Genomic DNA, 13,922 nt, shown 5'->3' on the forward strand with positions numbered 1-13,922 from the left:
CCTGTCCATGCAAGCCGGATATCCGGCTTGCATTCGCTCTTGTCATCGAACCTGGATTGCACCGCTTTCACTTTGTCGCTTTCTCATAGGGATAGATAAGGTCATCCGCCTTGAACTCGGAAGGATAGACCACGACCTGCCGCGACCAGTCTCTGAACTGCCCGAGTTCATTCCCGGTAATGCCTTTGAACTGGATGCAGATGATGCGCGGGGTCTTCCACTCTCCGTCCGCGCCAAAGGATATCGGTCCAATGATGGTATCGAAGGTGTTGTCACGCAGATACTTGGCGAGGGTCTCGTCGTTCAGCGATTTCGTTTCGGCCACGGCCTTTGCCAGAATCTGGCCGGCTGCATAGGCATAGGGTGGATAGGTATATCCGAGAGGATCAATTCCGAGACCGGTTGCGCGTTTCTCATACTCATCCATCATTTGCTTGGTGCCCGCGAATTGCAGGCTGGGTGCCGGGATATAGAACTCGTTGCTGATATAGCCGTTGATCATCGGGCCGAGCTGCTGCTTGATGCCCGTGACGAGCAGCCCCAGCATGGCACCGCCAATCATCTTTGGTCTGAATTGTATTTCCTGCGCGGCACGAATGATCCCGGCGGTATCGATCGGAAGCGTCGCCGCAAAAACGATATCGGGATTGGCCGCCTGCATGGCGCGGACCACAGACGTAAACTCAGTCGTTGACGGCGGGTAGGTCCGGTCGAAAACAACCTCCATACCATGCTTTTTGGCGTTCTCACGTGCGCCATCCAGCGCGTTTCGCGAGTATTCGACATCGGCCCCCACCAAAGCCACTCGCGTCGGCTTTGGCGTCTGCTGTGCTGCGAGGTCAAAGACACATTTGGAATAATTTGCGGGCGAGGGGCCCTGCGAATTCATCGAGAAGTATCGAGGGTACTTGAATTCCTTGTTGGCGCCGAGGCCGAATATGCCGATTGTCGCGCGATTGCTCTGTATGATCGTCGGCATGGCTGCGGCGATCACGTTCGTGCTGTAAGGCCCGATCAAGAGATCGACTTTGTCGACGCTGATCAGCTTTGCGTAGATGCCGGGTGCATTGGCCGGGTTTCCTTGATCGTCGTAATAGACAAACTCCACTGGCCGGCCCAGCAATCCTCCTTTTGCATTGACATCGCTGCGCCAGATTTCAAGCCCGGCCAAGACCTGCTTGCCGGCGGGTGATGTTGGGCCGGTTGCGCTGATGCTGAAGCCGATGCGAAGGGGCTCGGCGGCGCTAACGGCAAACGCTGAAAATCCCAGTATGGCCAGCGCCCAGACAAACACGCGAGGCCTGGAAATTGCTGGTGGGCAAAGACATTTCCTGATGAGCATCTCGTCCTCCCGGTGGCCTTGTTTTATTGACCTTGATTGGCACCTTAGCTGGCGTGGCAAAACTTGGCAATCGTTTGCCGTGATGCTAGCGTTTCGGCATGGCACGCTTGCCAAAAGGACGATCGCGTTTTTGCGATTGAAGAAACCGAAAGTCAGGGAGAGTTGGCGATGTTCAAGGCTTCAGCTGATGTCATGCTTCCGACATCGATCATCGGTTCGTTGCCTCGACCGTCCTGGTACACCGCCAGTTTGGGCTCAACGCCTTTTCTCGAGGCGATGGTCAATTCGCGCTACCGCGAACAGTATGAGGACGCCGTTTCCTGCTTTCTGAGAGCGCAGGAAGTGGCGGGACTCGATATCGTCACGGACGGCGATGCGCATTACGACGAGCAAGTCGGCGGCATGAGCTGGCAGAGCTATCCGCTGACGCACATGTCTGGATTCTCTCAAACCGCCAGTCCCGCGATCTATAATGTCGGCGCTGTGGCTTATCCGCGCGGACATATCCTGCACGATTTTCTCGAGGCGCGCGTGTTTCCACGTATCGTGGGGCCGGTTGGCCGCGGTAATCTGCAATACAAGGCGATGTGGAAAGTTGCGCAACGGATGACAGCGAAGCCGGTGAAGGTTGGGACGATCCTGCCGGAATTGCTCGCTGCCTCATGTGAAGACGATTACTACAAAGATCCGATTGAGCGGACCTGGGCACTCAGCGATGCCGTCAATGAGGAGTTGAACGATCTGGCGGATGCCGGCTGTCCGGTGCTGCAGATGGAAGAGCCGCAGATTCACATGGTGCCGGTGCGTGGCAAAGCTTTCGGCAAGCTCGATGTTGGCGATCTGGTGAAAGTGTTCAACAACACCGTCAAGGGTTTGCGCAGCAAGACAGAAGTGTGGTGCCACACATGCTGGGGCAATCCGTCCCAGCAAAGGATTTTCAAGGAGCCGCAGAGCTATCAGCCGACGCTGGAGGCACTGAATCAAGTCGAAGCGGATGCGCTGACTTTTGAGACCTGCTCTTCGGGGCCGGGCGACCTCAAGGCCATCGGCGAGATCATCAAGGACAAGAAAATTGTGATCGGCGTGATCGACCATCATACCTTGCAGATCGAGCGACCCGATGAGGTCGCGGCGCTCATTCGCGAAGCGTTGAAACACATTCCGGCCGAACGGCTGATCATCTCATCGGATTGCGGTATGGGCCGTGAAGGGATGGGGCGGCGCCATGCCGCTTACAAGATGGTTTCGATGGTGCTTGGGACGAATATCGTCCGAGCGGAGCTGGGGCTTCCACAGGCCGAATGTCTTGCTGCCGACGAACGCTACTCGCTGACCGTCGCCAAGAGTTGACGTCGAACGGGCACACGATCGGGATCCGATCCATCGATTAAGCGCACGTATCAATTCCTCCTCTGGCATGACTTGGACGTTGAGCGATGACGGTTCCGGCGGCCAACCAATCTTAAGACGTGCATGGGAACGGCATCGAAGCCGGGCTGCGCGCCGCATTCGATCCCTCGCCTCAGAATGGTAGTGACCACGTCGCTGATTTCCTCGGGCGATAAGACACCTTTGCGGACGAGCAACTGGAGGATTTCTGTCAATATCGCCGTTTGACCATCCAAACAAGCGATTGTTCTCTGATCCACGCTAGAGGACTCCTTTTGCGAAAGGAATTCCCGTGAGGATGCGATGACTCTGATATCCCTCTAGAGCGCTGGGAAAGTTGATAAAACTCAATAATCGATGCGTTAAATTGCCCACGGATCGGGGTGAACTAATCGATTCACTTCGTCGACTGAGACCTGCAGTAGGCCGATGAATCATTCAGGCGACGTGTTGTTGTTGTAGCTACCGCCCTCTCGAGAAGGGACGGCGGCGGATTGGCCTGCAGGCGAGAGTTGTCCCACGAATAGAACCGCAAAGTCTTCCACTGCGTCGAAAGCTCAATCCAGTTGCTCATGCCGGCTCCGGGGTTGTTGGCAAAACCCTCTACATATTCCGCGATTGGATCACGCCACCAGTCCGCACCGACGTTGGCAACGTATGTCATGGTCGGGTCGGTCACTCTCATGTCCATTTGCACGTAAACGCCATCCACGCTGTCGGCATCGAATTCGCCACGTCCATATGGCCAGAAATGGGAGTTGTAGCCGGGTGGCGGACTTCCGATCGCAACGACGTTATCCGGCTTGTGCCCAAGCTTCATTTGGATGCCTGGCTGGGTTGCAAAGTCGGCGATGAAATGCGAGCCGGCCATCCGCAGATGCGCCTGATCCTGCACCGCCACCCACCTGCTTTGCGTTTTCAGATAAACATAGGTTTTGGCGTTTGCGATTTCGATGGCGCCTTCAATACTTGGAAGAACGGGCGCACCAAGTTTGGGATACACCGCGCCCCACGCGGTTACTGAGGTGAAACCGGCCGGCGGCGCAGTGCGATTGGGCGGTTTGTATGATCCGGCACACCAGGAGTAACCACGAGGCACGCCTGCGGCGAAAGCCTCGCTGTAGCCAGGTGTATTCTGGCTAACGGCATCGACGAAAGGTGTGTTTATGATCAGCTCTTCTGGCGAGGCGCCAATGTCCATGGATATCCATTTATGCGGACGAGAACGGAGCAAAGAGGCGGTTACACGAGTGGGCCCGTCCTCGGTTGCCGGTCGATAGTTCACGAGATGACCCCAGCGGTCGTTGTTTGACCCGATCCGGTGTGGACTGTCAGAATTCTTCGGTCCGATCGGAGAGAGCGTTGCGCCAAGTTGCAAGGCACTCCGCCAAACAAAGCGGGTGAAATCCGCTGTCTCAGGCCACTGAAGATGCGCCGGGTCGACAAAAGCTGCGTCGGGCACATGCCATCCTGTCACCCCGTCAACCAGGATTGCTTTCGTTCCTGATAGCGCATTTTCAATATCCAGCTTGAAGTTTGTCTGGGTTATCCCTCGCGCGTCGTGACGATCCGACCAGGCCCGCATGACCGGGAAAGTCGCGACGATGAGTTGCACTCCCTTTGCATCAAGAGATTTCGCCAGCTCCGTCAGCTCGAAATAGCAACCAGGCTCGGGTTTAAAAGCGCGGCCGGTATCCAGCGTCGTGCCGATGAGAGGACCAGAGCCAAATGGATCGAACTTCAGAATGGCTCGGCGTTCGTGGACGTTGAGCGCATAATTAAAGATGTCGTTCAGGCGAAGGTTACGAAGATAAAGCCACCATCCGAAGCCGGCGCTATCGATATATCGATCCGCGATGCTTGGTTCAAAAAAAGCAGTGCGATTTCGGGAGCAGCCCTCGAAGTCCCGGGGTGCCAAAACAGTCAAGACTGTCCTGGCTGCCGCGGCTCGACCCAAAATATATTCAGTGAGGTAGCGCGTTTGATTCATCGTGAGGAAACAGGGAGCGAAATTGAAAACGCCCTGCTTCTTCGTTTCCGCCGATGTCACTTCGAAATCAAGATTTCGCCAGGTGACCGATGAGCCGACGGCGATGATTCTAGCATCTTTCCATTGTGGTGTTCGTTTCATCCACGCAAAACGGCTGTCGATACACCACGTCCCGGAGACCGGCGGCGAAGGCAGCCGGTCGAACGCCGAGAGAGCGATGATCAACCCCCAAAGCAGGCTCACCGCGATAATCGATCCGGCCACGAACGCGATGAGGTAAAGAGGCGCACGGTTATGGGGCCGGTCCGTCCTTTGGCCGATATTCCCGGCGACGGCATGGCGCCGCAGAATAAGCTGTCCATTCATGATCAAAACTGAAAATAGAGGAACGATTGAACGGCGGACATTTGTGTCAAAGTCAATGTGAAGAGGACGCCGAGTGCGAGACCATGCAGCGGGTAGGCTGCCAACCGCGTACTCCAGGAAAACTCTTGCTCGGCCGGGCGATCGGGATCGTATCCGAGCCATTGCTGGGAATTTGGTGCAAACAACGCAACGCCCAAAAGGATGGCGATCGTCGCCAATGTCGTCAGGGTCGTCAGCAAGCGGTCGGAATTCACGCTGAGGTCGAAACCATTCAAGCCTGCCATGGTGCTGATCATTTTCCCGGCGGAGCCCATGGAGTCGGCCCTGAACAACACCCAGCCGAAAACGACGAATAGCAGCGTCAGTGTGCGCGCGACGATCAGACCAAATGGCGTAGCCAAAGACGTCGCATTGCCAAACAGTCTTGTCCAGAAATGACATACGGCAAGGCCGAACCCGTGAAACGCGCCCCAGCAGACGAAGGTCCAGCCCGCTCCGTGCCACAACCCGCCAATCAGCATGGTGATGATGAGATTCGTATACCGCCGTGGCTCGCCGTGACGGCTGCCGCCCAATGGCACATAAAGATAATCACGCAGGAATGCCGAAAGCGTCATATGCCAGCGGCGCCAGAAATCGACGATGCTGGTCGCCTGGTAGGGAGAATTGAAATTCAGGGGCAGACGAATGCCGAAAAGAAGGCCCAGCCCGATAGCCATGTCTGAATAGCCGGAAAAGTCGAAGTAGAGCTGAAGCGTATATGCGAGCGCTCCAATCCAGGCATCCGCAAAGCTTGGTGATATTCCGCCTGCAACGCTGTCAAAGACGAGATTGGCGTGCGGCGCCATATTGTCCGCGAGCAGAACTTTTTTCGATAATCCAAAAACGAAAAGTCCGATGCCAAGCGCAAATGTCTGAGTGCTGATGTTTAATGCGGTCGGGCTCATGAATTGCCGCATCAAGATACGATGGTTGACGATAGGGCCGGCGATCAGATGAGGAAAAAATGTCACCATCAAAAGATAGTCTTTGAAGCGATAACCATACGTCGTGCCGCGCGATGAATCGATCAAATAAGCGATTTCCTGAAATGTAAAAAACGAGATCGCCAGCGGCAGTACGAGTTCGAGAACGGGAATATTCGTCCCGAAAGCTGCGTTCAGATTGGTTGCAAAGAAGCCGGCGTATTTGAAGTAACCAATCAGGCCGACATTGAACAGTATTCCGACGGTGAGCAGCGCTCCTGTCGGTTTATGATCGCGGGCGCGCTCGGAAAGAAGGGTGCCGCAAGCGAAGTTGAAGCCAATGCTGGAAAAAAGCACCAACAGATTCCACGCATCCCAATATGCGTAGAAAGCCACGGAAACAAAAATCAGCCAGAGTAAGGTTACGGATTTTTCGGCGAAAAGGCGCAGTGCGAAGTATCCAGCCAACGCCACTGGCAGAAACACAAGAATGAACTCGTAAGAACTAAAAAGCACAGACCACCCATGCCAAAGAGAGTCACCCGGAATGCCCGCATTGACTGCCTATAACGTCCAAGGGTAGTTGTGCGTCCGCAAAATTAAATTGACGGTTGTCAAGAACGCCCGGCCCCTGTGCTGCCGGACGCCCGCGCGAGGCAGGCGCTGTGCGCGGCGAGTCGCCATTCGGGATCAGTGCGGCATCACGCTGGCGGCATCATTGCTTGAATTCGGGCAGCCGATCGAGAATGTCGGCAATCGGATCGACGGTCCAGGCCTGCGTGACATAATCGCGATGCGAATCTTCGGGGTGGCCCGGAATGAACACCACGCTGCCGGGTTTGAGATCGCCGTCGAGTGACATCGAATACGGAATTTTCTTTTCGGCAAGATCGCGCTGCAATTCGAGATTGCGCGCCCGTGTCGATCCGAGATAGCCGCTGATGAAGAAGCCGCGGCGGTTGTTGACGATCCAGTCCCGGAAGCGATCGGTTTCGCCATACAGCGAATCCATCAGCACGATGCCGCGCAGGCGGTCCTTGATATGACCAAGCCGCATCGCCCAGGCGGTCGGCACGAAGCCGCCGCTATAGCTGATGAAGATGATCGGCATCTTGAAGAAGGTGCGGAAGGCGCGCGGCTGTCCCAGCATGATGGCGAGCTGTTCGCTTGCTTCGCTGAGAAACTCATCGAAGAAGCCGGGTTCCCAAAATGCGCCTGGCGCTGAATCTGCGGCATCGACGGCGAATTGCGGCGCCACGATCACCGCATTGGAATCCGAGCGTGTGATCTGCGCCGCGACCTGCTGACGATCGCGCACGTCGCGATCGATCTTCGCGCCGTGGCCATGGAAAAATACCACCATCACCGCAGGCTTGCGGATGTCGAAGCCTTTGGGAATGTGAAGCAACACGCGCGGATCGGTGTAAGTCTCGTTCTCCCAATAGACATGCCCGCGCGCGCCTCGGCGGCCAAAACGGCCATCGTAGAACACATCGAAAAACGGCTTGCCTGTCGCGGGGTTTTTGCCGTCATACGGAAACGGCGCTGACTCGAATTCCATCACTTCGGTCTTGCCGGGAAAGCTCGACAGCCGTGGACGCGGCACGCGCATCGTCGGCCGCGGGCGAGGCAACGGGATATTAACGTCTGTCGCGTGCACTGTCGTGATGATGCCGTGATCCATCGGCACCGTTGCCGTGGCAATCAGAATCGCGGCGCTCAATCCTGTCAATGCGTTCAGGCCGATGGCTCTCACGCACGCTCCGAGGCTAAAAAATGGGCTCCCGGTCCGGAACGAACTCTTGCGCAAGACCGGCTAGGGCTCGATGCTGGACGAATCGAATCAAACTAGTGCACCGTTTTCGAAGTTCGTGCTGTATCTGCGGCAATCTCTTACACGAATTTCGGAAACAAAGGTGCACTAGTAAGTCTATGATTCTAGTGCCGCTTTGATTTTGAAGTTCCCGACAAGAGGTTGCTGCAAATGGTGCGGGAACTTCAAAATCGCGGCACTAGGCAACCCCCTAAGTTTGAATCACGACCGGAACATGGTCACGAGCACGAGATGGTAAATCGCGATTTTCAGGCGATTTTCAACGGCCGGCTCCGGCCCCTCCATTCCGGCATCGTTTGTGGTTCGGGCAGCCCGCTCCTCCATAGGTTTCCAATCCCATGCTGAATATGCCAACGCTGAAATCCGCCCTGCTGGTCGGAAGTTTGCTACTGACGGCCGTTTCCAACACGGTTGCGTCGGACAAACCCAGCGTTAACGACACCGCGCGTTATCTCGCCGGCATGGCGCTGGCCGAGACCTCGCCGCTGGCGAAGCTGACGAAGGATCCGGCATGGCAGCAGCATGCCCGCTCGCTTGATGGCTCCTGGAAGGAATTGGAGGGGCGGCGCCTGTCGAAGATCCGCGCATGGTCCGCCGAGAATCTCAAGGATCGCCGCGATCCGCTATTCTACATGTTTAGCGGACCGGATTTTCTCTACGCCAATGCATTCTACCCGCAAGCATCGACCTATCTGCTCAGCGGTCTCGAGCCGGTCGGCCGCGTTCCGGATATTAGCGAGCGCACGCGGCGGGCGTTGAGCAATCTGCGCTCGTCGATGGGTTCGTCGATCTCGCTCAGTTTCTTCATTACCAAGAAAATGAAGAACCAGTTGCGCGAGACGGAGCTGTCGGGGACCTTGCCGATCCTGCTTGTCTATGCGGCGCGTTCAGGCAAGACGATCAAGGAGGTCAGCCTTGTTTCATTGGACAACGAAGGCAAGTTGACAACGGTCGAAGGCAAGGCGCCCCAAAAAGGTGTACAGGGCGCCAAGATCGTCTTCACGAGTGGTGACGCCGGACCACAGCAGACGCTGTATTATTTCAGTACCGATGTTTCCAATTCCGGGATCAAGAATTCGGGCTTCCTGAAATTCGCCGACACACTTGGCGCAGGCGACGCGATGTTCAAGAGCGCGTCCTATCTGCCGCACAGCGGTTCGTTCTCGGACGTGCGTGATTTCGTTTTGCGAAAGAGTCAGTACATCGTACAGGACGATTCCGGCATTCCGGTCACATATTTCAAGCCGGACCAATGGCAATTGTTTCCTTTTGGCCGTTATCTCGGACCGATCGCGATCTTCCCTGGCCGCAATCAGACGAAGCTGGCAGAGATCTACCGGAAGGGTTCGGCCAAGCCGCTCGATTTCGGCATGGGCTATCGTTGGCGTCCGAATGAGTCCAATGTATTGCTGGCCGTGCGGAAAAACGTCAGCGCCGCCCAATAGCGCAATTCTCTGGACCGCGCTGACAACCGACGGCATGATCCTCGCGCGATGAACGCGAGGTTTGCATGACGCATCTTATTCGGCAGATGGGGTATGTGGTCATTGCGACACCGGACCCTGAAGGGGCGGCACTCGATTTGTCCGAGGTGACGGGTGTTCGCATCACCCATAAAGCCGCTGATGCTGTCTATGTGTCGTCGAATGCAAGGGGCTGCGATGTCGCTTATTTGCGTGACGAACGGCGCGGTGTTCGTGCCGTTGGCCTCGAAGCGATGGATGAAGCGGCGATCGATGAGGTTTATCGGCGCGCCAAATCCGAAAACCTGACTATTCTCGGCGACACGCCGCTGGTGTCGAACGTGAAGCGAGCCGTGCGCATCGCGACACCTTTCGGTCCGATCATCGAAGTGCACACACCTGTCGCGCGGCAGGATGTCGGACCGACTATTGCCAACGGCAAAAGAGTGCGGCGTCTGGAGCACGTCAATATGCGGGCGACTGATCCGCGGGCATTCCACGATTTTGTCACGGGCATGCTCGGCATGAAATTGTCAGACCGTACGACCAATTACGAGCGTGCCTGGTATCGCGCCGCCGATGGTTTTCATCACACCGTTGCAGCAGGTCCGGGCAATGGTCTGCATCACTATGCGTTCGATGCGCATGCGCTCAGCGATCTTGCCGGTGTCGCCGATGCATTGGTGACGAAGGGGCGCAGCTTGTTGTGGGGGCTCGGCCGTCACGGTCCGGGCAACAACCTGTTCTCTTATTATCTCGATCCGAATGGCTGCGTCGTTGAAGTGTCGTCCGGTCTCGAACGCATTGATAACGACGATCTCTATCAGCCCGGCAATTGGGCGTTCGATTCGTCGAGCAATGTGCTCGACCGTTGGGGGTCGAACCCGCCGGAAGCTTACGGCAACGCAATCACGCCGTTCGTCGTCTGAGCGCACCAACGAATTGCTTCGCAACAGCGAACGGCGTTCTTGTCCTTGTCATCATTGATGTTTTGACAGCGAGTGACAAATTTGCGTGTCGTGCACTGCAACGCAGCACCCATTGTTGCGTTGCGATGTTACCCAAAATTTCTGTCGTACCGTCGACGTTATTATGAATAATTCTCTTTTCAAACAGCGACCGATGTGACTACGCTGTCGATCTACGGGAGCAGGGCAATGCAGGCGAATATGTCGCATGGTTGCCAAAGCTGCTTGTGGCAACGCTGTGAAGCCGGCGACAGACCGGCAAAACAGTTGATACGGGAGAAAACGCATATGACTTTTTTTGCCAAACAATTTGCGTGTGGGGCGCTCGCGGCTCTATGCGCAAGCGGCATTGCCTTGCCGGCGAATGCTGCGTGGGAGCCCACACGTCCGGTTGAATTCATTATCCCAGCGGGTACCGGCGGTGGCGCAGATCAGATGGCGCGCACGATTCAGGGCATCGTGACCAAGCACAATCTGATGAAGCAGCCGATGGTCGTGATCAACAAGGCTGGCGGTGCGGGCGGCGAAGGTTTTCTCGATGTGAAATCTTCTGCCGGCAATCCGCATAAAATCATCATTACGCTTTCGAATCTTTTCACGACCCCGCTTGCGACCGGCATCCCGTTCAACTGGAAAGACCTGACGCCGGTGGCGATGCTGGCCCTCGATGAATTCGTGCTCTGGGTGAATGCCGATAAGCCGTACAAGAACGTGAAGGATTATGTGGCTGCGCTCAAAGCGGCGCCTCCCGGTTCGATGAAAATGGGCGGAACCGGATCGAAGCAGGAAGACCAGATTATCACCGTCGCGGTTGAAAAGGCGACCGGCGGCAAATTCACCTACATCCCGTTCAGGGGCGGCGGCGAGGTCGCTGTGCAGCTTGTCGGCAATCACGTCGACTCGACGGTGAACAATCCGATCGAGGCGGTTGCTCAGTGGCGTGGCGGCAAGGTGCGTCCGCTCTGCGTGTTCGATGGGCAGTCGATGGCCTACAAGGACGCGATCGCCGATGGCAAGAGCTGGGCCGATATTCCGACCTGCAAGTCGCAAGGGCTGGATATGGAATATCTGATGCTGCGTGGCATCTTCATGACGCCGAAGGCCACCAAGGATCAAGTCGCCTACTATGTCGAGTTGTTCAAGAAAGTGCGCGATACTCCCGAATGGAAGGATTTCATGAAGAGCGGTGCATTCAACACCACCTTCATGACCGGCGACGAATACGCCAAATGGGTCGGTACTGAAGAGCAGCGGCACAAGCAGCTGATGCAAGAGGCCGGCTTCCTCGCCGGCAACTAAGAACTGCGTGTCGAAGACAACCGGCGGGTGCATGGCATCCGCCGGACGGTCCCTTGCGGACTGATTTTGCCGGAATACGGGTCAGAGAGCAGAGTCCAGGAACAAAAATTCCATGAGCACACAAGATACAGGCAGCAGTACGGGACCTTCATATCGCTCCGTCGAAGTGGGCCTGGCCATTTTGATCATGGCCTTCGGCGCCCTTGTCGTCGCCGGCAGCATCAGCGCGGGCATTCGCTGGGGCGCGGAGGGCCCGAAGGCCGGGTTCTTTCCGTTCTATATCGGACTCGCGATCATCATCTCCGGCGCGATCAATCTCTGGAGCGGCATCAAGCCAGATAGTCAGGGGGGACTCTTCGCTGAATGGGGTCAGCTGCGGCAGGTGCTGAGCGTCGTCATCCCGACTGCGATCTACGTCGGCTCGATGCCATTCATCGGCCTTTATGTCGCATCGATTGTCTTCATCGGCTGGTTCATGCGCTGGCTCGGCAAATATAGCTGGCCCATGGTGGCAGCCGTCGCGATCGGCATGCCGGTGTTCACCTACATCATCTTCGAAAAATATTTCCTGGTCCCGCTGCCGAAGGGGCCGATCGAAGAGTGGCTTAACCTCTAATCACTCGCTCACACGCGTCGCAGGGTTGGTTCAAGGGCTATAACGATGGAAGAAATTGCAAATCTGTTCCACGGCTTCGCGGTTACGCTTGAGCCATTCAATATCATGGTGATGGTGATCGGCATCGTGCTCGGTGTCATCATCGGGGTATTGCCGGGTCTCGGCGGCGCCAACGGTGTTGCCATTCTGCTGCCGCTGACTTTCAGCATGCCGCCCACATCGGCAATCATCATGCTGTCGTGTATCTACTGGGGCGCTCTGTTCGGCGGTGCCGTTACGTCAGTCTTGTTCAACATACCGGGCGAGCCGTGGTCGGTTGCAACGACTTTCGACGGCTATCCGATGGCGCAGCAAGGCAAGGCTGGCGAAGCGCTGACCGCCGCTTTCACCTCGTCTTTCGTCGGCGCGCTGTTCGCGGTCATCATGATCACGCTGGTGGCGCCGCTGGTCGCGAGTTTCGCACTCAGATTTGGACCAGCGGAAAAGTTCGCGGTCTATTTCCTCGCCTTCTGCAGTTTCGTCGGTCTCAGCAAGGAGCCGCCATTCAAGACCATTGCGTCGATGATGATCGGCTTTGCGCTGGCGGCGGTCGGTCTCGATTCGATCACGGGCCAGTTGCGGTTGACCTTCGGTTATACCGAGTTGCTGAACGGCTTCGACTTCCTGATCGCAGTGATCGGTCTGTTCGGCATCGGCGAAATCCTGCTGACCATGGAAGAGGGCCTTGCCTTCCGCGGCGGCAACGCGAAGATCGACCTGAAGGTCGTGCTACGCACCTGGATGAGTTTGCCGCGCTACTGGATGACGTCCTTGCGCTCGTGCGTGATCGGCTGCTGGATGGGCATCACGCCCGCCGGTGCAACGCCCGCATCATTCATGAGCTATGGCATCGCCAAGCGTATCTCCAAGAACGGGCGAAACTTCGGGAAAGGCGAGATTGAGGGCATCGTAGCGCCCGAAACCGCCGCGCATGCGGCGGGCACGGCGGCGCTGTTGCCGATGCTGTCGCTCGGCGTGCCCGGTTCGCCGACCGCTGCTGTGCTGCTTGGTGGCCTGTTGATCTGGGGCCTGCAGCCCGGACCGATGCTGTTCGTCGAACAGAAAGAGTTCGTTTGGGGTCTGATCGCCTCTATGTATCTCGGCAATCTCGTCGGCCTTCTCATCGTGCTGACCTGCGTGCCGCTGCTGGCCGCGATCCTGCGGATTCCGTTCAGCATCATCGCGCCGGTCATTCTCGTGCTCTGTGCGATCGGCGCGTATTCCGTCAACAACTCCACCTTCGACGTCGCGATGATGCTGGTCTTTGGCGTGCTGGGTTACGTGCTGAAGAAGTGCAATTACCCGCTGGCGCCGCTGGTCCTGGCCATTGTGCTCGGGGACAAGGCGGAGGAAGCGTTCCGGCAGTCGCTGCTCTCGTCGCAGGGCAATCTCGGCGTCTTCTTCTCCAACGGCCTCGTCTCCTCGATCATGGTCCTCGGTCTGATCGCGCTGTTCTGGTCGCTGATCCAGGAAGGGTTCACCCGGTTGCGGGCACGGCCGGCCCTCTAAGCGGGGGACAACCTGGGCGATGGGCAAGGATGCCCGGACCAAAAGCGGTCGGCGGCATTGCATGAAGATACGGTCTGGAATATTGTATTCCAGACCGTGAGACGGTGGCGACAGAATGAGTTCGGATACGACCAAAGTCCTA

General features: G+C 56.8%; 10 protein-coding genes. 6 read left to right on the forward strand and 4 right to left on the reverse strand.

Features of this window, described 5'->3' with window-relative positions:
* Nucleotides 1-67: 67 nt before the first annotated feature.
* Complete coding sequence (locus tag CAK95_RS12695; RefSeq protein ID WP_086088244.1) at nucleotides 68-1,342, reverse strand: amino acid ABC transporter substrate-binding protein; 1,275 nt, start codon at nucleotides 1,340-1,342, stop codon at nucleotides 68-70.
* A gap of 168 nt (nucleotides 1,343-1,510) precedes the next feature.
* Here CAK95_RS12695 and CAK95_RS12700 point away from each other — a divergent pair, with 168 nt between their 5' ends.
* Complete coding sequence (locus tag CAK95_RS12700; RefSeq protein ID WP_086088245.1) at nucleotides 1,511-2,692, forward strand: cobalamin-independent methionine synthase II family protein; 1,182 nt, start codon at nucleotides 1,511-1,513, stop codon at nucleotides 2,690-2,692.
* A gap of 436 nt (nucleotides 2,693-3,128) precedes the next feature.
* Here CAK95_RS12700 and CAK95_RS12705 read toward each other — a convergent pair whose 3' ends face one another.
* The 3 genes from CAK95_RS12705 to CAK95_RS12715 all read right to left on the reverse strand — a co-directional run bounded on the left by CAK95_RS12705 (nucleotide 3,129) and on the right by CAK95_RS12715 (nucleotide 7,808).
* Nucleotides 3,129-5,087 (reverse strand): hypothetical protein, encoded by a 1,959-nt coding sequence (locus tag CAK95_RS12705; RefSeq protein WP_086088246.1) that lies wholly within the window; start codon nucleotides 5,085-5,087, stop codon nucleotides 3,129-3,131.
* 2 nt (nucleotides 5,088-5,089) lie between these two features.
* On the reverse strand, nucleotides 5,090-6,538 hold the full coding sequence (locus CAK95_RS12710; protein ID WP_157699611.1) for an MBOAT family O-acyltransferase: 1,449 nt from the start codon (nucleotides 6,536-6,538) through the stop codon (nucleotides 5,090-5,092).
* A gap of 229 nt (nucleotides 6,539-6,767) precedes the next feature.
* On the reverse strand, nucleotides 6,768-7,808 hold the full coding sequence (locus tag CAK95_RS12715) for an alpha/beta hydrolase (RefSeq protein ID WP_120265406.1): 1,041 nt from the start codon (nucleotides 7,806-7,808) through the stop codon (nucleotides 6,768-6,770).
* A 416-nt stretch (nucleotides 7,809-8,224) separates the two neighbouring features.
* On the opposite strand from CAK95_RS12715, the gene CAK95_RS12720 reads away from it, so the two are divergent.
* The 5 genes from CAK95_RS12720 to CAK95_RS12740 all read left to right on the forward strand — a co-directional run bounded on the left by CAK95_RS12720 (nucleotide 8,225) and on the right by CAK95_RS12740 (nucleotide 13,780).
* Nucleotides 8,225-9,331: a hypothetical protein gene (locus CAK95_RS12720; protein ID WP_086088249.1), complete on the forward strand. Its 1,107-nt coding sequence runs from the start codon at nucleotides 8,225-8,227 to the stop codon at nucleotides 9,329-9,331.
* Nucleotides 9,332-9,396: 65 nt separating this feature from the next.
* A complete protein-coding gene (locus CAK95_RS12725) occupies nucleotides 9,397-10,278 on the forward strand; it encodes a VOC family protein (RefSeq protein WP_086088250.1) in 882 nt (293 codons plus the stop codon).
* A 327-nt stretch (nucleotides 10,279-10,605) separates the two neighbouring features.
* Nucleotides 10,606-11,616 carry a Bug family tripartite tricarboxylate transporter substrate binding protein gene (locus CAK95_RS12730; protein ID WP_086088251.1) on the forward strand — a complete coding sequence of 337 codons (1,011 nt, stop codon included), beginning with the start codon at nucleotides 10,606-10,608 and terminating at the stop codon, nucleotides 11,614-11,616.
* Nucleotides 11,617-11,728: 112 nt separating this feature from the next.
* Nucleotides 11,729-12,232, forward strand: a complete 504-nt coding sequence (locus CAK95_RS12735) for a tripartite tricarboxylate transporter TctB family protein (protein ID WP_086088252.1) — start codon at nucleotides 11,729-11,731, stop codon at nucleotides 12,230-12,232.
* A gap of 45 nt (nucleotides 12,233-12,277) precedes the next feature.
* A complete protein-coding gene (locus tag CAK95_RS12740; RefSeq protein WP_086088253.1) occupies nucleotides 12,278-13,780 on the forward strand; it encodes a tripartite tricarboxylate transporter permease in 1,503 nt (500 codons plus the stop codon).
* The last annotated feature ends 142 nt before the right edge of the window (nucleotides 13,781-13,922 follow it).

This window comes from Pseudorhodoplanes sinuspersici, from assembly GCF_002119765.1.
GTDB classification, from domain to species: domain Bacteria; phylum Pseudomonadota; class Alphaproteobacteria; order Rhizobiales; family Xanthobacteraceae; genus Pseudorhodoplanes; species Pseudorhodoplanes sinuspersici.